The organism is Pasteurella multocida (genome assembly GCF_900187275.1).
In the GTDB taxonomy this organism is placed as follows: Bacteria; Pseudomonadota; Gammaproteobacteria; order Enterobacterales; family Pasteurellaceae; genus Pasteurella; species Pasteurella multocida.
Genome location: NZ_LT906458.1, coordinates 1,305,978 through 1,326,777, shown reverse-complemented (window position 1 = coordinate 1,326,777; position 20,800 = coordinate 1,305,978). Strand labels below are relative to the sequence as shown.

The following is a 20,800-nucleotide window of genomic DNA, read 5'->3' as shown; positions in this document are numbered from 1 at the left end:
ATTAGCGATCTTTTTCGGAATGAAGCACCAGTGAGCGTGTCAACCAAATCACTGGTAATAAGCCGACTAATACTAACGCAATGGCAGGTAGGGCGGCTTGTTCGAGCTGCTCATCGGAAGTAAAGGTAAAAACATGGGTTGCCAAAGTATCAAAATTAAAAGGACGTAATAATAACGAAGCATTTAATTCTTTCATGGTTTCGATAAACACCATCATCAATGCGGTGAGAATACCTTTAGACAATAATGGCAGATGAACACGATGTAACATTTTGATGCCGTTTTGACCTAATGTACGGCTTGCCATATCTAAGGAAGGTGATATTTTTTGAAACGAGGCATCGATACCACCAATTGCCATGGCAGAAAAACGTACGGTATAAGCACAAATGAGAGCAAACATCGATCCTGAGAAAATTAAACCAACAGGGGAAAAGCCAAAGGATTTTAGCAGATCATTGAGTAAATGATCTGCGCGAGTATAAGGGATCAGAATCCCAATAGCTAAGACGGTACCGGGTATGGCGTAGCCGAGGGAGGAAAGTTGTAAGCCATAATGTGCAACACGCTGCTGTATCGGACTTTTTTGCAACGCGAGGCGATTAAAAAAGTGTAAAAAGAGGGCTAACAGTACACATACAACAGAAGCGATCACCGAACTGGATAAGCTATGATAAGCATAATGGAAAAAGTTATCCGCTTGGCTGATATCAAAATAAGACAGAGCCCAATAAATCAGCTTCGCAAAAGGAATAATGAAGGCGATACTGACTAAGCCCCAACAATACAATTGAGCAAGGACAAGTTTGAAACCAGAAAGAGGCGTTAAACGGCGCTTTTTCTCATAACCTCGTTGATAGGTTTTTTGTTTACGACGACTATAACGTTCTAACCATAATAAGCTGAAGATCATAAACAGCATTAACAAAGAAATTTGGCTAGCAGAACCTAAATCACCATATCCAAGCCAAGTATCATATACCGCTGTTGTCAGTGTTGGTACAGCGAAATAGTAGACCGTACCAAAATCGCCAAGGGTTTCCATGGCAACTAAGGATGCACCGACTGCAATAGCAGGGCGAATCAAAGGTAACGTGACTTTTTTAAATAAGTAAAAACGGCTAGCACCTAAGGTTTTGGCACTATGAATTAAATTTTCTGATTGTTCCAATAAAGCAACACGAACAAGTAAAAATACATAAGGATACAAGACCAGTGCTAATACGAAACAGGCGCCGCCAAGTGAACGAATTGGCGGGAACCAGTAATCTTGTGGACTATGCCAAGCAAAGTATTCCCGTAAAAGTGATTGTACCGGACCGGGATAATCTAATAAATCAGTGTATAGATAGCCGACTAAATAAGCTGGCATCGCTAAAGGCAAACAAAGCACCCATTGCAATGTTTTTTGTCCGACAAATTGGTAAGTTGAGATAATCCACGCGGCGGGAATGGCGAACACTAAACTTAAAAACACCGTGCCTAAAACCAAAATGAGCGAATTGATACTGTAGTCGGTGAGAACGGTTTGCCAAAGATGTTGAATATTGTCCCAATCGGCTTGCCAAGATTGATAAAGAATAGAAATTAAAGGCAAGAGAAAGAACAACACAATAAAAAGTGCGGTGAAATTCCAGCTGATTTTTTTGAGTGAATACATCTTAGCGTCGTCTATAATAATATTTAAAGGGCGACATTAACGTCGCCCTTGCCAGTTGAGATAAATCAGGTCACTAAATTAAAGATCGAATTTCACTTCGTCAATTAATTTTAATGCTTTATCATAATTTTCTGCGATTTTCTCTAAAGCGATATCATCAGCTTTGAATTCACCCCAAGATGCAACCAGTTTAGAGCGCTCAACTCCTGGTTTTACTGGGTACTCATGGTTCAACTCAGCGTATAAATGTTGAGCTTTATCACCGCTTAAATATTCCACAAATTTCACCGCATTGGCTTTGTTTGGCGCGTGTTTCGCAATGGCTACACCACTGATATTAACGTGTGTACCTTGCGCTTTTTGGTTCGGGAAGTTAATGTAAACCGCTTCTGCCCAGCTACGTTGTTTTTCATCGTCTAACATTTTACCGAAGTAATAGCTGTTACCTAACGCGTAATCACAGATACCTTCTTTAATCGCTTTCACTTGATCACGGTCACCACCTTGTGGTTTTTGTGCGAGGTTCGCTTTTAAGCCTTCTAAGAACGCTTTTGCTTTCGCTTCGCCATCATGTGCGATCATAGAGGCAACTAAAGAAACGTTATAGGCATTTTTACCCGAACGCACACAGACTTTGCCTTTGTATTCAGGTTTTGCTAAATCGTAGTAAGTGAAGTCAGCTGGTAATTTACCCACACGATCTTTTGCAGTGTAAATGGCACGTGCACGCGTTGTTAAAGCAAACCATTCGTCTTTGGAATCACGGAATTGCGCTGGAATATTTTTCTCAAGGGTTTCACTGTGGATTGGTTGCGCTAAACCTTCTTTTACAATTTCCATCACACGACTGATATCAACTGTTAATAATACGTCTGCTGGACTTAACTCGCCTTCACGTTTTACACGATCCACTAAGCCTTTATCCGCAAAAATCACGTTGACTTTTACGCCAGTGTCTTTTTCGAAGTCTTTTAACATAGGTTCGATTAGGTAAGGTTGGCGGTAAGAATAAACGTTAACTTCATTTGCCGCCATAGCGGATGTTGAAATCACTGCAGATAAAGCCAATGCAAGTGTTGAGATTTTTTTCATAATCACATTCCTCAGATGAGTGTTTACGGTTAAAAGTGCGGTCAATTTAACCAATAAATTGATTTAAGTCAATGATAATTATTCTTACTTGTAATAATGCGAGGAAAGCGAAATGGTCGAGAAGGCAGAAAATAAAAAGGCAAACCGAAACATCAGGGAAACGGTTTGCCGTAAGTAGCAAGAATTATTGATGATAGTGGGCTAAGAAACGAGCAAGTTTCGTGAGCGCCTCTTCAATTTGATGAACATGAGGTAAAGTGACAATCCGGAAATGATCAGGGGAATGCCAGTTGAAACCACGTCCATGTACTAATAACACTTTTTCTTGTGCTAACAAATCAAACACCATCTTTTCATCATCATAGATATTAAATTTTTTGATGTCGATTTTCGGGAACATATACATCGCACCTTGCGGTTTGACGCAACTTACCCCAGGGATTTGATTAATTAACTCATAGGCTTTATTGCGCTGCTCAAGCAAACGCCCACCGGGAAGGATAAATTCATTAATACTTTGATAGCCACCTAGCGCAGTTTGAATCGCATGTTGCATTGGCACATTGGCGCAAAGTCGCATAGACGCCAACATATCGAGCCCTTCAATATAACCCGTAGCGGCTTTTTTCGGTCCGTTTAAGATCATCCAACCTTGGCGGAAACCCGCGACACGGTAGGCTTTCGACAACCCATTAAAAGTGACGGTTAAAATATCTGGCGCGAGGGCGGCAATATGGTGGTGCACTGCATCATCATATAAAATTTTATCGTAGATCTCGTCGGCAAAAATAATCAATTTATGTTGGCGCGCCACTTCAATGATCTCTAACAGCAAATCTTTACTGTATACTGCACCCGTTGGGTTATTAGGATTAATTACCACAATCGCTTTAGTACGCTTTGTGATTTTGCTTTTGATATCATTCACATCAGGAAACCAATTCGCTTCTTCATCACATAAATAGTGCACTGGTTTACCACCGGCTAAAGTCGCTGCGGCAGTCCAAAGCGGATAGTCTGGCATCGGAATCAGCACTTCATCACCGTCATTGAGCAACGCTTGTAATGACATGGTGATTAATTCAGACACCCCGTTACCAATGTACACATCATTCACCGTCGCCCCGTGAATGCCTTTTGATTGGTAATATTGCACAATAGCTTTACGTGCAGAATACAAGCCTTTCGAGTCACAATAGCCTTGTGCGGTGGGTAAGTTGCGAATGACATCAACTAAGATTTCATCTGGTGCTTCAAAACCAAAAGGGGCGGGATTACCAATATTAAGCTTGAGAATTTTATGTCCTTCTTCTTCTAAACGAAGTGCTTCTTTATGAACAGGTCCGCGAATATCGTAACAAACGTGTTCTAATTTATCTGATTTAGGAAAATGCGCCATAGATAGACCTTATGCTTGTAAACGGAAACGATTGATATTGGATAAAATAACGACACTTTACGCTTATTTAAGGCGGGAGAAAAGATTTTGTAAAAATTTCTATTAAAGTGCGGTAGAATTAACGCTTATTTTTAACTTATTTTTTTATCGAAAACAATGCTTTTTCAATATGGATAATTTGCAGTCAATCAAAGCACAATTTATTGCACAAATCAATGCTTATCAACCGGAGAAAGATCGCGATATTGTGGTATTTCAGTGCAATACTGAAACAACCTTTTCTTTGTTAGCTTGGCTGAAAGCACAGCAATATTATCCTCAGTTTTATTTGCATGGGCGAGATGGTGCGACAAAATGGGCGTCGATTGGTCAGGTTCGTCAGTTCTCTGATGTCAGTGCAGCGGCACACTTTATCCAAGAACAGCAGTTGGCTTTGCTCGGTGGATTACAGTTTTATGGTGACGCGTTGTTTGTGCTACCGCGTCTTTTATTACAGCAACGTCAAGACGGCATGACGATAACGTTATTCATTGATGGAAAGCAATTCGAGCAAGATAAGCTTGTAGCGCTCGCTTGTTTAAGCAAATTTGAAAAACAAACCGCACTTCAAACGGTGAAGCAAGAGATAAGCCTCATTTCGCAAAAAGCCGATCAGGCAGAATGGTGCCGTTGGGTTGAACAAGGCTTGCAAAAAATTAAACAAGGCGAGTTAAGTAAAATTGTTTTAGCGAATGAGCGTTGCTTTAAAACAGCGGCGCCGTTAGCCGCAACGGATTTGTTAGCGGAAAGTGAGAAATATAATCTAGGTTGTTATCACTTTATGTTAGCAGAAAGTGAACAGCGTGCCTTTATTGGTTCTAGCCCAGAATTATTGTATCGTCGTCACGGTTTACAATTAAAAACGGAAGCCTTAGCGGGCACCGCGTTTATGGGGGAAGATGAACAACAAAATCAACAGCAAAGTGATTGGTTGTTGCACGACAAGAAAAACGAATATGAAAATCAATTGGTTGTGGATGGCATTTGCCAAAATTTACAGCCCTTTGTGCAACAAATTACGATAGAAAAGGTCGAACTTAAAAAACTCCGTAAAGTACAACATTTACGACGCCGAATTTCGGCACAACTAAAAGCAGGTTGTGGGGATAAAGACATCTTACTTGCGATGCACCCGACTGCAGCGGTGGCGGGGTTACCTCAATTGGAAGCTAAACAGGCGTTACGAAAATTAGAAAATTTCGACCGCACTTGGTATGCGGGGACATTGGGCGTTATGGGACCCGCGTATGCGGATTTTTGTGTCACGATACGCTCTGCTTTTATTGAACAGGCAGAAAATGACAGTCAATTATGTGTTTTTGCTGGGGCTGGGATTGTTGAAGGCTCTATTCCATTGTTAGAATGGCGAGAGATTGAGCGTAAAGCTATGGGCTTAGTATCGTTATTGCAACAGAATCAATTATAAAAGGGAACAGATATGTCAATAAGCGTATTTAATCGTTGTTGGTCAAAAGTGATTTTGGAAACCCTGGTTCGCCAAGGTGTTGCGCATTTTTGTATTGCACCAGGATCTCGTTCTACTCCTCTGACTTTGGAAGCGATACGTTTGCAAGATAGTCATCGTGTGACTTGCCACACTCACTTTGATGAACGTGGACTTGGTTTTTTTGCGTTAGGATTGGCAAAAGTCAGCAAAAAGCCTGTTGCCGTAATCGTCACCTCTGGCACGGCAGCGGCGAATCTATATCCTGCTATTATTGAAGCGCGTCAAACGGGAGTAAATCTGATTGTTCTTACTGCTGATCGTCCTCCAGAATTGATCGAATGCGGGGCAAATCAAGCGATTGTACAACCGCATATGTATGCGGATTATCCTGTTGCAAGTGTTAATTTACCGCGCCCAAGTCAAGATTACAGCGCCGATTGGTTAATTTCTCGTTTAGAGCAAGCCTGTTATCAACAAGCCCGTCAACCCGGTGTTGTTCATGTTAATGTGCCTTTTGCTGAGCCCCTTTATGAAGCCAGTGAAACAGATATCGAGGCACATAGTTGGCTGGTGCCTATTCAACGTTGGTTAAACCAACATAAACCTTGGATACAACAACAAACAGATCAGAAAGAAGTTTTGATGCACGCCAATTGGGATCATTGGCGGACGATGCGAGGAGTCATTGTTGTTGGGCGATTACCCGTGGAACAAACTATGGGCATTATGGCTTGGGCAAATACTATGGGCTGGATTGCTTTAACAGATGTTCAATCGAGTGTTGAAGCCAGTTTACCTTATGCAGATATTTGGTTAGCGAATCAAACAGTTAAGCAAAAATTATTACAAGCGGATATTGTTATTCAATTTGGCTCTGGGTTTATTAGTAAACGTGTGAATCAATTCTTAGCAGCCTTTAAACAAGAATATTGGATTGTTGAACAAAGTACGGGCTTAATCGACCCAAATCATCATGCACATACACGCTTTAATGCGAAAGTGCATCATTGGTTACGTGCACATCCGCCATTGCGCCAAAAACCGTGGTTACTTGAACCCCTTGCGCTGTCTAAATTCTGCGCCAGTTTTATTGAGAAACAAGTCGGTGGTAATTTAAATGAGGCATCATTAGCTCACCATTTAGACCGTATTTTATCCAACAACGGCATTTTATTTTTAGGCAACAGTTTATTTGTTCGTTTAGTCGATGCGTTAGCGAAATTACCAGAAGGTTATCCTGTTTATACGAACCGTGGAGCAAGTGGTATTGATGGTCTTTTAGCCACCGCCGCAGGCATTGGGATTGGTGCAAATCAACCTTTAGTCTCGATGATCGGGGATGTGTCTGCCCTTTACGACATTAATTCCCTTGCGTTGTTTAAAAAAGTCACTCAACCGACCATCATTTTTGTGATCAATAATAATGGTGGTGCGATTTTTGATATGTTGCCTGTTGAGGCGGATGTGAAAGAAAAGTATTATCGCATGCCACATCATTTAGAGTTTTCACAGCTCGCGCAAACCTTTGATTTAAAATATGCACGTCCTTATACTTGGGCAGATTTAGGCGCGGTATTAAAAGTTGCCTATTCACGCCGTGAAACCACATTAATTGAGATTAAAGTGGGGGCGAGTGATGCCAGTACGATTTATAAGCGCCTGATTGAGCAAATTAGCTATGCGGTGATCGGTGAATAAAAATAAATGCTCGCTTGGCGGGCATTTTTTAAGGAGTCAGAATGCCTGTTTTTGTTTTTTTACATGGCTTATTAGGGAGCAAGCACGATTGGCAAAAAGTGATTGAAAATTTACCGCACTTTTCCTGTCTTGCTTTAGATTTACCTTTTCACGATAACGCGAAAACCGTATGTGTAACAGATTTTGAACAAACTTGTGCTTATGTAGAGCAACAACTACAACAGCTAGGTGATCAACCTTATTATTTGGTCGGCTATTCTTTAGGAGGGCGTATTGCGTTGTATTACGCTTTTGCCTATTTGTCTAAGACGAATGCAAAACACCACTTACATGGATTGATCTTAGAAGGGGCGAATTTAGGTTTACAGCACAATGAAGAGAGAAAAATACGTTGGCAACAAGATCTTGCTTGGGCAACACGTTTTAGAACAGAACCGATGGCGTCCGTTCTTGAAGATTGGTATCAACAACCGGTTTTCTCACATCTCACGCCACAGGCCCGCCAAGATTTGATTCAAAAACGTGCTATACATTGTGGTGAACATATCGCGAATATGTTGCTCGCCACCAGTTTAGCCAAACAACCTGATTTTCGTCCTTACCTGATTGCATCCACGTTTCCGATTTACTATTTTTGTGGCGAAAAAGACTATAAATTTAAACAAATGGCAGAGCAGACAAAATTACCATTGGTTGTTATTCAGGAGGCAGGACATAATGCTCATGTGGAGCAGCCAACCGTCTTCGCAAATAACATCAAAACACATTTTTCATTTGGTGTTTAATATCTTTTTTTGTTTGTGCTTTGTTTATTCCCTGTCCGCTTTCTTTTTTTTTGATTATATTTTATTCACTTCAATGTTTTCCTAAGCACTTCATTCCATTAACATTATTCAATGTATTAAAAATAGCCTAACTTATTGATAATATGATTTTTATCAATATTTATACAAATGAGTTAAATTTTAATCTTTGTTGGGTTGATATTTGCACATTATTATTTTATTTTGTACTCCCTTCGTAATATAAATACTGGTACAACCAGATTGATTAATAATTTTGATTTTTTTGTAGTAGCATTTTTGTTCTCAAAAATACGGAGATTTTATGGGAAAATATCAATTTAACAGGTTAAAGTACTTATTTTTAAGTTGCTCAGCAACCTTTCTTTTATGACAATCAACTCTTGCTTATAGTCAGGAAACAAATCTGCTCACACAGGAATTATTCCATTTAAAAAACAAACAACAATTTGAAAATGTGAATGAAAATTTCAAAAAAGCGCAGCAGTTTTTAGAAGATAAACAAGCCGTTGAAGAAGAGGCAAAGTCAACCCTTGCGACAGATAGCGTAGATGAAACATCGAAAAAAATCACGCGTATAACCATTGATTTAGGTGGAAAGGGCGGCGCTTTAAATTTCGATGAAGTGAGCCAGCGCTATCTCAATAAACCCTTGTCAACCAAGGTCGTTTTTCAACTCGTCAAAGATCTTACTGATTTGCTGTATCGTTCCGGCTATGTGACCAGTGCCATAGGTTTAAAAAATCCGAAGATCAAGAATGGTGATCTCGAATTTGTGGTTTTGTGGGGAACAGTTAACGATATTCTCGTGGCGGGTGAGAAAGCGACGCATTTTAGAGATAAAGCCATGTTAGCTGTGTTGCCAAATCTGAAAAACAAATTACTCAATGTTTATGATATTGATCAGATGGTAGAAATTTTGAACACGACTAACAAAAGTGCCAAAGTCAGTGTCGTAGCAAGTAAGGAAAAAGGCGCATCTAATCTTAATATTGAACGAGTCCGAAACGATTGGCCTGAGGTAACCTTGAGTATCAATAATTCAGGGACAGAAAATAATGCCAATGGACGTAATCAAGCCAGTCTCAATGTTGCGTGGAGTGACTTACTCGGCACCAATGATCGATGGTCTTTTTCGACAGGTTACCGTTTTTATAAGCACAGTAAAGCAAACCAACAACGTAATTATGCGTTGTCTTATGTTCAACCTCTGTCTTTCTCGACTTTAGAACTGAAGTTAGCTGAATCGGAATATAAGAAAAGCCTTCAAGGGGAGAATGACGTTTACACCTCTTCGGGAAAAACACAGACAGCAACACTGAAGTTATCCCACGTTTTATTGCGTAATAAAGAGACAATTTTGTCTGTGTACGGTGAATTAGAATTTAAAAAACGCTTGAGTTATTTCTCAGATATTGAGATAGGTGACTATCACAATAATAAGCTGAATATTGGCTTGTCTTATGTGACGAATTTAGGCTATGGCAAGCTCTACAGTGATATTGCTTATGCGAATGGGTTGAGATGGTTTGGTGCGGATTATTCAGCCTATGACACAAAACGTGAAAAAACTTTAAAATTATTGTCAGGAAGTGTTAACTGGCTCCGTCCAATAGTCATGTTTGATCGATCGCTGACTTACCAAGCGCGTATTGGTGCTCAATATGGCTTTGATAGTTTGTATTCGGAAAATCAATTTTCTATTGGTGATGAATATACTGTCAGAGGATTTAAAGGTGGAGCTGCTTCAGGCGACAGTGGTGCGTATTTTTCACAAACCCTTAGCATCCCGTTTTATCCACAAAAAGCTTACCTTTCTCAAATATCACCTTTCGTCGGGGTAGATATTGGTAAGGTACATGTCAAACAATCTCATCAAACAGATACCCTTGCAGGTTTTGCGCTAGGGGTGAAGGGACAAGTGAGATTATTCAATTTCTCATTCACTTATGCTCAACCACTCAACACGGTAAGAAAAGTGAAACCTCAGGATAAAAAACCGGTTTATTACGTCAGTGGTTCTGTTTCTTTTTAATGTTTTTTAAGTTGAAGGATTAACTTAGTATGAATAAAAATCGCTATAAACTCATTTTTAGTAAAACTAAAGGCTGTCTTGTACCTGTTGCTGAAACGATTAATTCTGCAGTAGGAAATGCCTCATCAAAAGACGTTTCTGACACCGAGATAAGTGCTTCTCAACCAGCGCTCAACTCGCCGCTTTCGACCCTTTCTGTATTAGTCAAAACCGCATTTAATCCGGTTTCAACATTGATGTCGTTGACTTGGAAAGAATACGCCGTTTTATTATTAAGTGTGGTGTCTTTTCCTCTTATGGCACAAGCCTCTGATACAGATTCAGTGGTACAAAGAAAACCTGAATTAACTGATGTGACGAATAGCAACAGCTATCATGTGGAATTAGATAGAGAGCATCATAAAGGGGAGCATCAAACAAAAATCAAACATACTGAGAATAATGTCATCATTGTTGATATTGCAAAACCAAACCAAAAGGGCATTTCAGATAACCGTTTTAAACACTTCAACATCCCAAATGGGGCGGTATTTAACAATAGCGCCAAGGAAAAACGCTCACAGTTAGTGGGGTATTTGCCAGGTAACCAGAATTTAACGGAAGGTAGTGAAGCAAAAGCGATCTTAAATCAGGTGACTGGACCGGATGCCAGTAAAATTGAAGGCGCCCTTGAAATTTTAGGGCAAAAAGCCGATTTGGTGATTGCGAACCAAAATGGCATTGTGCTTAATGGGGTAAAAACCATTAATGCCAATCGTTTTGTGGCAACAACCAGTAGTACCATTGATCCTGAGCAAATGCAGTTAAATGTCACGCAAGGTACAGTGACAATTGGGGTGGATGGATTTGCCACAGATGGCTTACCTTATTTGGATATCATTGCCAAAAAGATTGAACAAAAACAAGCGATTACAAAAGAAAGAACAGGAAATTCCGAAACCGATATCACTTTTGTCGCAGGTAACAGTAAATATGATTTAAAGACACATCAAGTGACAGAAAAGCATACCGCTGAGGCACAAGGTGAAATTGCGATTAGCGGTGCGAGTACCGGTGCAATGTACGGTAAAAATATCAAATTAATCGTAACGGATAAAGGCGCTGGGGTAAAACATGATGGCATTATTTTATCTGAGGCGGATATTCAAATTGAAACCCATGAGGGCGATGTTGAATTAGGCAATACAAAAAATAATCAGAATGAGAATTATGCCAAAGCTCATGCGGAAGGGAATTTTACGGTTAAAGGCGGTAAGCACGTTATTATTGGTAAGGAAGTTAAAGCCAACAAAGCGGTCGATATTCAAGCACAAGAAACAACAGTAAGACAAAATGCGAAATTAACTGCCAAAACGAGTGCCAAAATTACAGCAAGTAAGAGTGTGAATCTTGAAGATAACGCGAAACTTATTGCTAATGAGCTGAGCACAACAACCAATAAATTAACCAATAAAGGTAGCATTTACGGCAAGAAAGTGACGCTAGATGCTGATAATTTAGTCAATAGTAAAGAAATCTATGCGTCTAGCGAACTTGATATTCAAACCAAAGGTCGTGATCTTTTACTTGAGGATGGGGTTAATCAACCACTGAGTTTCTTAAAAGGCGCTTCATTGTTAGCGCCGGGGTTTGTCAACACTGGGCTAATTCACAGTAACGGTAATGCCAAGCTCACTTTTAAAGATGACACCAGTTTTGTGACTGAAGGAAATAACTTTATCACAGCAAAAGACAACTTAGAAATCACGGCAAAAAATGTTCAAATTGATCAAGCGAAAAATATTCAATTAAACGCGAATATCACGATCAATACCAAGTCTGGTTTTGTGAATTACGGTACCTTAGCAAGTGCTCAAAATTTAACGATTAATACCGAACAAGGCAGCATTTATAACATAGGCGGTATCTTGGGGGCGGGTAAAAGTTTGAATCTGAGCGCGAAAAGAGGAGAAAACCAAGGAGGATATCTTATTAATCAAGGTAAGAGTCTACTCCATTCTGAAGGCGCCATGAACCTCACAGCGGATCGCACGGTGTACAATTTAGGGAATATTTTTGCTAAAGGTGACGCGACGATCAATGCAAACGCGTTAATTAATGATGTTACTCTCACAGGTCGTCTTGAGTATCAAGATCTGAAAAAAGATTATACGCGTTATTATCGTATCAATGAAACGGCAAAACATGGTTGGCATAATAACTTCTATGAATTAAACGTCAACGTAAAAGAAATCGACAAGCCTGTTGTTGAGGTGCAACAACTTGGTTCGCTTCGTACAGACAGTAATTTGATCTTTAACTCGAAAAGAGATAATGAAAGAGGTTTCTCCAGTATTACGAATCATGGTGTGATTAATGTGAAAGGCACTTTCCGTTCTGATGCAGATGAAATTGTCAATGAAATGAAACTGCTTAAATTTGACGCATTATCACATTTCTTCCAGCAAGAAGCGGATGTGACTATTCACTACAAACCTTATACTCGTCATATTTTCTTTCGATTAGGGAATACGGAAAGAAATTTTAAAACCTTTGGTGATTTTCTCGATGCGTTATTATCGCCATCGCCAATTATTAAAGCGAATCTCTATTCAGCAGAGAACTTCAGTGCGTATAAGTTATTACAACAAGTAAGACATTCTCCAATGTTACAGAAAGGGATGGTGGCTGCCTTTGGGGAAAACTGGCATCAACTTTCTCATGAACAAAATGACACAACGTTGGAAAGCCTTTAAACAAAATCCGACCAGTTTTGTGTATTACCCTGAGCAAAAAGCCAAAATTTTGGCGGGCAGCTTAGCACTCAAAACAAACAGCTTACAAAATGGCGAGCGTTCTATTCAAGGCGGATTTGATGGTCAATTGCAGATCGGTAAGCATACTTTAACTTTGCCACAAAGTGAGTTTATCCCTGAAGTCGCAGATAAAGAAATTAATGATACAGGCGTTGATTTATCGGCTTTATCAGAGCTTCTTGATATACCTAATTTATTTATTGATAACAGTGTACAGTTAGACAAGAAAACAAGAGAAATTGATGAAGATGAATTAAAGATCATTGAGGGCGAGCAACCTAACTATCTTGATCCTGATGAAATCGCGAAAAATGGTCGTTTACTGAACAGTTATTTGAAAGAACTGAATGAGGAGCAATACATTGATGAAGAAGCATTTTATGAGGAAAGACGTTTAAATAATCAACGTTTTGAGAGTTTACCAAGAGCGTTGCAAGAGCGATTACACCACTTGTTTGAAGAAAAGCGTTTAGCCGAAGATCGCAAGCGTCAAGAATTATTAGAAAAAGCACGTTTAAATAAAGAGAAGGCACAAAAAGAACGTACTGAAAAATTCAAAGAAGAGGAAAAACGTCAAGAAGAAGACGGTGTTGCGAAAGCGCAAGAAACGTTGGAGCGTGCTCAGCAAGAAGCATTAGCCCGTGAAATGGAAGAGGCACGTCAAGCGGAAATTGCTAGACAGGCACAACAGGCTGAAGAGGCAAAACGTGCCGCAGAGGAAAAAGCACAACGTGAAAAAGCAGAAAAGCAGAAAGCCGAGGAAATAGCGGAGCAACAACTCAAAGAAGAACTGAAAGTTTTAGAGGAAGAAGCAAAAAAAGCGACAGAAATCGCGAAACAAAGCTTGTTTAAAGCGGTAGATGAAGCGCGCCCTAAAGTACAAACTGATCCGCTTTATCGTACGCAATTGAAATACATTAACCAAGATGATTATAAAGGTGCTGACTACTTTTTTAACCAAGTGGCATCTGATAGTCAAACAGAGCAGAAAGTCAATGTCTTAGGGGATAACTATTTTGATCACCAATTGATTACGCGCAGTATTGAGAAAAAAGTTGATAATCAGCTGGCGAAAAAATATAACCTAAGCAATGTCGATTTAGTCAAAAGATTGATCGACAACTCTTCTGTTGAAGCGAAAGATCTTGGTTTGAAAATAGGGGAAAGCTTAACCCAAGAACAACAAGCAAAATTAAAACAAGATATTGTATGGTATGTCAAAACGCAGGTAAAAGGTAAAGACGTCTTTGTGCCACAAGTCTATCTTGCACAATCAACCTTAGCTGAAGCGCAAAAATCACAAGGACGCGGTCATGCCGTGATTCATGCTCGTGATGTTGAGATTAAGGCGGGTCATGTGAGTAACAGTGGTACGTTAGCAGGTGACCGCGTGAAGATTGAAGCAGAAGGCAAAATCCAAAATAAAGGCAGTATCTTAAGCCGTACAGAAACACGTTTAGTTGGACAGCAAGGGATTGAAAATCTTGCGCGCTCCCATGCAAGCAAAACTGGTGGTAGTGATGTACAAGGTGCTGAGATTAGAAGCGAGGGGCATTTGCATTTAGAAACAGATAAGAATGCGAGTATTACGCTACAAGCCTCAGATGTGAAAGGAAAAACTGGCTTTATCAAAACGGGTGATCTGAATTTAAAAGATGCGCATAAGACGGAACAATCTTATGATGTTTATGAGGCGGGTCCGTTGACCTTTTCACCTGCTGAAAGTTATACAGAGCGACGTTCAAAAGCGACGTCAGTGGGGTCAAACCTAGAGGTCGATCGTTTACATTTGGCGGTTGAAAAGGATGTGAATCAAGTAGGAAGTACGCTAAAAACTCAGCAATTAAGCGGGATTGTGAAAGGTGACTATAAAACGCAAGCGGGTAAAAATGTCACTAATCTTGAAACGGAAGAATATACTTCACATCTGTATGGTTCAGCCCATGCAAGTGGAGGAGGACGTTCTGCGCGTTATGACTACAACAGTAAAGAGGGTGGCAAAGCTTCTAGCAATGTACCAACCACTAACACGGGTGTGGGAGCTGAGTTAGGTTTGGCGATTCGTCATACGAAAACACAGGAAACGTTGTTAACCCATACTAATAGTGAGTTACAAGCTGAAAGTGGCACATTACATGTGTTAGGGAATGCGGACATTGGTGGTGTTAACATTAATAGCAACTTACCAACGCAGAGTAACACAAAAGGTCAGACTGACACGCCAGCAACGAATGCTAATGTTACAGCGAAAACAGCAAAAACAGATAAAACCGTTTCGCCAGTTTTATCTGCATCTGATATCAATGCGTTAATGTCAGAAAAGAGTGCCGAGTTTTTTGCGCAAGAAAAACCAACACAGAAGCAAGGGTTTGAGCTATCTGCTCGCGACATTACCTCGACGAAACAAAAAGATGAATACGACCGTCACATTGAAAGTACCACATTAAAAATTGGTCCAGAGGCAGAAGCTCATTCTGCGATTGCCGATGCGGTAAGTCATTTAGCCAAACAGTTTATTGATGCGCAGAATGGGATTAAACAAGATGGTACGGTCGTGTTACAGCAGGCAAGTGATGTCTTGAATGTGATCACGGGGGATTTAGTTGGTGGATCAGTGAAAGGCGCATTTGAACGCACGAAAGAAATAAAACACCTAACCGAATCTAGCGATATTCGTACGAAGTTAGGAGGGAATTTGGTGCTTTCTGCGCGTGAAGGCAGCATTCATCTGAAAAATGTAGAGAGTGCAGAAAAAACCAATTTAACCCTAAAAGCGAAACAAGATGTGAATATCCAAGCCGGTGAGAAAGACAGCCAATCAGACGAAAGACTGTCTAGAATGAAAATTTATGGTGGAGCAAATGCGGGCTGTAGTGCCATTAATGCGGGATGTACGGCAGGTGTATCCGTTGGCATTGAAGGTAATGAAAGTATTAGTCATGAACGTAAAAAATCATTTAATAACAGTTTATTACAAGCCCAACATTTGAAAATTGAAGCTGGTGGCGATCTTAACTTAGAAAGTTCGAATATTCATGCGGACAAGCTTGACTTGCATGTCAAAGGGAAAACGAACATCATTTCGAAGCAAGATACGTTACACAGAACGCAGCATAGTGTTGACTATAGTGCTTCAGTGGGCGCCTCCCTTTCAACCTCAACCATTGTTAAACCGACGGGTAATGTAGGATTAGGTTATAGCCATGAAACGGAAACGCGAGGTACTGTAAATAAACAAGCGGGTATTCGTGCTAACCAGATCTCAGGTGAAATTCAGGATCTGAATTTACAAGCAGGTTATATTGTTAATAAAGGTGAACCTCGTGATTTTAATGTGAAAGGGCAAGTCAACAGTACCGTTCTACATGACCGCCATGATAAAGATGGTGGGTCAGCAGGTGTTTCAATCGGTGCAAATGAAAATGGCGTTTCTGCCTTGAATTTGCGTGGTAGACGTGCAGAACAAAAACATTATGCAGCGACACAGAAATCCACGTTAGCAGGTGTGAATCCAGATCAAAGTAAGATTGTTGGACAAGTAGAAAAAGATCTTAGCCTCGCAAAAGAAGTTACACGTGATGATAATTATGCGAGCACACATTTTAGCTTTGAAACGCTTGATATTGTGGAACTGGGTAAGAAGGCGAAAGAGAAATTGTCTCCAGCTAAAGAAGATAACGCGACAACCGATGCCGCTGACGACAGCAGTACTCATATATATGAAGAAATCCCAGACCTTTATAGTAAGTTAGGCGACAGCAATTCTGATATCGCTCGTCATAAAGCCGAAGCCGAAAACCATGTGTATGAGGAAATTGCGAATAATCCATACAATCGCGTTGGTGACAGTAATGCAGACTTTAAACGTAATAAGGTTGAAATCGGGTCTGAATACGCCGAAGTGACCTTGCCTCGAGGGAGACAAGCGACAGATCCTTTACCAGAATTACCAAATCAAGGTAAAGCAAAAGCAGTAGAGATAGCTGGTGATCCGATTTATGCAGAAATTGGGGAAAGTACATCTCATGCGAAACGCCCTTTACCACCAATTCCAGCAACGCAACCAGAGGGAGGAAATGATGCTAATGCGGATTCGTCAAGCCAACAGGCACCAGCAAGCGGATCCACATCTGAAGGGGCGACTCTTCAACCAAGAGTAAAAGCTTCTTCTACTGAATCTGAGTATGAAACGATTCCTTTTGAATCTCCTACACTAATTGTAAAACAGGGAGAAAAGGAAGCAGAACAGCGCGAAAGTGCGGTCAATACTGAGACAGAAATTGTGAGTAAACCAGTGACAGAGCGTGTCCAACAACGTGCGTTAGTGGAGCAACCAAGAAGCTTTTTACAGAAACTCTCTGATCAACTTCAGCCATTGAAAGTGAAACATAAAATTGATGCAGTGCGTTCTTCAGTGGAAGAATTTGGTGGTGAAGTCAGCTTTAAATATGCACAATCTAAAGGTGAAGTTTACAACGAAATTGTGAAACACGTTGATACGCAACATGGTGTGTGTGAATCCACGTGTGCCCACTGGATTGCGAACAAAGTCCGTAGCCAAGGTGAAGACTTCTGGAATACGATGTACGAAGGCGGTAAGAAAGGTCACTTGAAGCAAGAGGCGATTGACTCGATTAAGAAACTGCAAACAGAGTTTATGCAAAGTGGCAGTGCGACGCAGCAATTCAAATTGACTGATAATTGGTTACAAGAGCAAGGCGTAGTACCGAAAGAGAAAAAAGTCGGCGATTTGAGCCGTCGTGATGAAGTGGCGGGTACGGTATCGAAAAGTGATATTTCCGCATTGACCAAAGCGATTTTAGATACGGGTAGCGATACTGCTGGCGCGAAGAAAATCTCGATTAATCTTGAAGGCGGTTCACATACTGTGTCGGCGCTTGTTCAAGGCGAAAAAGTCGTATTTTTCGATCCAAACTTCGGCGAAATGACGTTCCCAAGCCATCAAAAATTTGAAAGTTGGCTCAAAGAAGCATTTTGGGAGAAGAGTGGTTATGCGGGTAAAAAAGAAGGTAAACGCTTCTTTAATGTAGTGAATTATCACGCAGAAACCAAGTAAGTGCGCTAAAGTGCGGTTAAATCAGAAAAAATTTTGATTTTGACCGCACTTATCACTTCAATTTGTAATATATACCGTGAGTGCAAAGGCATTCGCGGTTTTTTTATCGTGTAGAAACAATAAAAAAGAGTGGCTTTACCACTCTTTTACACAAGGTCGGAAACTTAGTTATTCGTCCATATAACCTAAGCTACGTAAGGCGCGTTCATCATCCGCCCAACTTGATTTAACTTTTACCCACAGTTTAAGATGCACTTTATTATCAAATAAACGTTTCATAAAGTAATAGACTCTTCATCATTAGTGGATTGAATACGATCATCTTTTTCTATGGATTTATACCGAGGAGATAACTCGTTAGCCTCTTTTGCTACACAATCAGCTTGATAGGAGATTCCACCTTTTTTGATTCGGCGTCCATAAAAACGCATAGGTTACATTCTCGAACAAAGTATATCCCGTTCATAATAATATTTAATGCTAATTTTAATGATTGTTTTACTATATTATTATGGGGAATGGATTATTTATATTCTATTGCTAATAAATTATCGTTTTCTTATCTTATGTATAATGCTATCTATCATTTTTTGGTTAATTGTTTAAATAATGACTATTATTTATTGCAATAAATATTGTGACAATGAAAAATAGTGTTTTAAATATCTGTTTTTTATGATGGTTATTTTTTTTGTGCAACTTGAAAAGTTAGATATGACGCTATAATCGTTGTTTGAGTGAGATTGTTCTATGTTCTATTGTTAAGTGGTTTGTCTATTTTGATTTATGTTAGAACATTGTGTTTTTATTTATTAATATATTGAAGTGTTGTCTTTTTATGTGTATTTTGTTTGCTATTAATATAATCTAAATTGGTTTATTATTTATTTAGATTGAAAATATTTTTTCTTTTTGTTTATTATTAAATCGCTGGTATAGCTAGATTTGTTAATAATTTTTATTTTTTTGTAGTAGAATTTCCATCCCTCAATAAGTATGGAGATTTTATGGAAAAATATCAAATTAAAAGATTAGGGAAATTATTATTATGTTCTTCTGCTACTTTTCTTTTATGCCAATCAACGCTTGCCTATAGTCAGGAAGCAAATCCGCTCACTCAAGAATTACTGCATTTAAAAAATAAGCAACAGTTTGAAAATGTAAATGAAAACCTCAAAAAAGCGCAGCAATTTTTAGAAGATCAACAATCGAGTACAGAAAAAACATTCTCTTTTCCTGATTCCGAATCCACGAGTAAACATAAAATCACCAGCATATCGGTCGACCTTGCGGGTGAAAAGGTATCTCTAAATTTTGGCGATATCATTCATGCTTACCAAAACCAGCCCCTATCAACAAAAGTTGTTTTTCAATTAGTGAAAGATTTGACGGAAGTTTTATACCGTTCTGGCTACGTGACAAGTGCAATTGGTTTAAAAAATTCAAAAATCAGCAATGGCGATCTTGAATTTATTGTACTGTGGGGAAGAACTCGCGATCTGTTTGTGAATGGGGAGAAACCAACCCGTTTTAGAGATAAAACAATGTTATCAGTCCTACCCAATTTAATCGGAAATCGCTTAAGTATTCACGACATTGACCAGTTGATCGAAATCTTAAATACTACGAATAAAAAAGCCACAGTGAATGTGGTTGCAAGTGAAGAAAAAGGCAGCTCAAATCTAAATATTGAAAGACAATATGATGTTTTTCCGCAAGTGAGTGTCGGATTCAATAATTCAGGTGCTGGCAATAATGCCAATGGGCGTAATCAAGCTACATTGAATATTGCTTGGAGTGATCTATTAGGCACGAATGATCGTTGGAGTTTCTCGAGTAGTTACCGTTTATATAAAAATCATCATGCTAACCAGCAACGCAATTATACTTTGTCTTACAGTCAGCCTATAGGCTTTTCTACAGTAGAAATTAAAGCATCGGAATCTACGTATGAAAAAGAACTTCGCGGTATAAATACTCATTCTTCTCATGGGAAAACCCAAAGCTTAGCTGTCAAGCTGATGCATGTGTTATTGCGTAATAAGGAGAGTATTTTATCTACATATACCGAGTTCGAGTTTAAAAAACGGATTAGTTATTTTTCTGATATTTTGATTGGGAAATATCACAATAATAAAGTGAGCGTAGGGTTATCTTACATGACTAATTTTGCTTACGGGAAGCTTTACAGCGACATTGCTTACGCGAATGGGTTGAGATGGTTTGGGGCGAATTATTCAGCATATGATGCAAATCGTGAAAAAACCTTAAAATTATTGTCAGGAAGTATTAATTGGCAGCGTCCAATATCCCTGTTTGAACGTGCGATGAATTATCAATTACGTATTGGTGCCCAATATGGTTTTGATAGTTTGTATTCTGAAAATCAATTTTCAATTGGTGATGAATATACAGTAAGAGGATTTAAAGGTGGTGCGGTTTCTGGTGATAGTGGTGCGTATTTATCACAAACACTGACGGTTCCTTTTTATCCACAAAAAGCATATTTATCTCAGGTATCCCCTTTTATTGGATTTGATATGGGTAAAGTACATATTAAATCAAAGCATAAAACAACCACTTTAGTCGGTTTTGCCCTAGGCTTGAAAACGCAAATAAAGTTATTTTCATTATCATTAACCTATGCACAACCAATGAATGGTGTGAGTGGTGTTACGCAACATCGTCAAAAACCGATTTATTATTTCTCAGGATCACTTTCTTTTTAATCTCTTTTAAGTTTAAGGATTAACTT

Annotated in this window: 9 protein-coding genes and 2 pseudogenes; 7 read left to right on the top strand and 4 right to left on the bottom strand. The window is 39.4% G+C overall.

The window, feature by feature from the left end; all coding sequences use genetic code 11:
- Position 1: 1 nt before the first annotated feature.
- From CKV69_RS06065 to CKV69_RS06055, 3 genes are all read right to left on the bottom strand, one after another.
- Positions 2-1,660, bottom strand: coding sequence for an ABC transporter permease (locus tag CKV69_RS06065; RefSeq protein ID WP_014326321.1), 1,659 nt, complete (start codon positions 1,658-1,660; stop codon positions 2-4).
- 78 nt (positions 1,661-1,738) lie between these two features.
- Positions 1,739-2,752 carry a Fe(3+) ABC transporter substrate-binding protein gene (locus CKV69_RS06060; RefSeq protein WP_014326320.1) on the bottom strand — a complete coding sequence of 338 codons (1,014 nt, stop codon included), beginning with the start codon at positions 2,750-2,752 and terminating at the stop codon, positions 1,739-1,741.
- A gap of 184 nt (positions 2,753-2,936) precedes the next feature.
- Positions 2,937-4,151 (bottom strand): pyridoxal phosphate-dependent aminotransferase, encoded by a 1,215-nt coding sequence (locus CKV69_RS06055; protein ID WP_014326319.1) that lies wholly within the window; start codon positions 4,149-4,151, stop codon positions 2,937-2,939.
- Positions 4,152-4,320: 169 nt separating this feature from the next.
- Here CKV69_RS06055 and CKV69_RS06050 point away from each other — a divergent pair, with 169 nt between their 5' ends.
- From CKV69_RS06050 to CKV69_RS06030, 6 genes and pseudogenes are all read left to right on the top strand, one after another.
- Positions 4,321-5,616 carry an isochorismate synthase gene (locus CKV69_RS06050; RefSeq protein WP_014326318.1) on the top strand — a complete coding sequence of 432 codons (1,296 nt, stop codon included), beginning with the start codon at positions 4,321-4,323 and terminating at the stop codon, positions 5,614-5,616.
- A gap of 12 nt (positions 5,617-5,628) precedes the next feature.
- The gene (gene menD / locus CKV69_RS06045) at positions 5,629-7,335 is read left to right on the top strand and encodes a 2-succinyl-5-enolpyruvyl-6-hydroxy-3-cyclohexene-1-carboxylic-acid synthase (protein WP_016504324.1); all 1,707 of its coding nucleotides are present in this window, start codon (positions 5,629-5,631) and stop codon (positions 7,333-7,335) included.
- 41 nt (positions 7,336-7,376) lie between these two features.
- On the top strand, positions 7,377-8,120 hold the full coding sequence (menH, locus tag CKV69_RS06040; RefSeq protein ID WP_016504323.1) for a 2-succinyl-6-hydroxy-2,4-cyclohexadiene-1-carboxylate synthase: 744 nt from the start codon (positions 7,377-7,379) through the stop codon (positions 8,118-8,120).
- Between the two features lie 322 nt (positions 8,121-8,442).
- Positions 8,443-10,173 (top strand): annotated as a pseudogene (locus tag CKV69_RS06035) (ShlB/FhaC/HecB family hemolysin secretion/activation protein).
- A gap of 29 nt (positions 10,174-10,202) precedes the next feature.
- Positions 10,203-12,908, top strand: coding sequence for a two-partner secretion domain-containing protein (locus tag CKV69_RS10780; protein WP_016570058.1), 2,706 nt, complete (start codon positions 10,203-10,205; stop codon positions 12,906-12,908).
- Complete coding sequence (locus CKV69_RS06030) at positions 12,874-18,045, top strand: YopT-type cysteine protease domain-containing protein (protein WP_223251343.1); 5,172 nt, start codon at positions 12,874-12,876, stop codon at positions 18,043-18,045. The genes CKV69_RS10780 and CKV69_RS06030 overlap by 35 nt, the downstream gene beginning before the upstream one ends.
- 168 nt (positions 18,046-18,213) lie before the next feature.
- On the opposite strand, the pseudogene CKV69_RS06025 reads toward CKV69_RS06030, so the two are convergent.
- Positions 18,214-18,324, bottom strand: a pseudogene (locus CKV69_RS06025) (GTPase Era); the annotation flags it as partial.
- A 728-nt stretch (positions 18,325-19,052) separates the two neighbouring features.
- On the opposite strand from CKV69_RS06025, the gene CKV69_RS06020 reads away from it, so the two are divergent.
- Positions 19,053-20,774, top strand: a complete 1,722-nt coding sequence (locus CKV69_RS06020; protein WP_014326313.1) for a ShlB/FhaC/HecB family hemolysin secretion/activation protein — start codon at positions 19,053-19,055, stop codon at positions 20,772-20,774.
- Positions 20,775-20,800 lie beyond the last annotated feature (26 nt).

What these genes read in the sequence shown, in the direction of transcription:
- CKV69_RS06065 (WP_014326321.1), bottom strand. Translation starts at nt 1,660, where the DNA reads ATGTATTCACTCAAAAAAATCAGCTGGAATTTCACCGCACTTTTTATT.
- CKV69_RS06060 (WP_014326320.1), bottom strand. Translation starts at nt 2,752, where the DNA reads ATGAAAAAAATCTCAACACTTGCATTGGCTTTATCTGCAGTGATTTCA.
- CKV69_RS06055 (WP_014326319.1), bottom strand. Translation starts at nt 4,151, where the DNA reads ATGGCGCATTTTCCTAAATCAGATAAATTAGAACACGTTTGTTACGAT.
- CKV69_RS06050 (WP_014326318.1), top strand. Translation starts at nt 4,321, where the DNA reads ATGGATAATTTGCAGTCAATCAAAGCACAATTTATTGCACAAATCAAT.
- menD (WP_016504324.1), top strand. Translation starts at nt 5,629, where the DNA reads ATGTCAATAAGCGTATTTAATCGTTGTTGGTCAAAAGTGATTTTGGAA.
- menH (WP_016504323.1), top strand. Translation starts at nt 7,377, where the DNA reads ATGCCTGTTTTTGTTTTTTTACATGGCTTATTAGGGAGCAAGCACGAT.
- CKV69_RS10780 (WP_016570058.1), top strand. Translation starts at nt 10,203, where the DNA reads ATGAATAAAAATCGCTATAAACTCATTTTTAGTAAAACTAAAGGCTGT.
- CKV69_RS06030 (WP_223251343.1), top strand. Translation starts at nt 12,874, where the DNA reads ATGAACAAAATGACACAACGTTGGAAAGCCTTTAAACAAAATCCGACC.
- CKV69_RS06020 (WP_014326313.1), top strand. Translation starts at nt 19,053, where the DNA reads ATGGAAAAATATCAAATTAAAAGATTAGGGAAATTATTATTATGTTCT.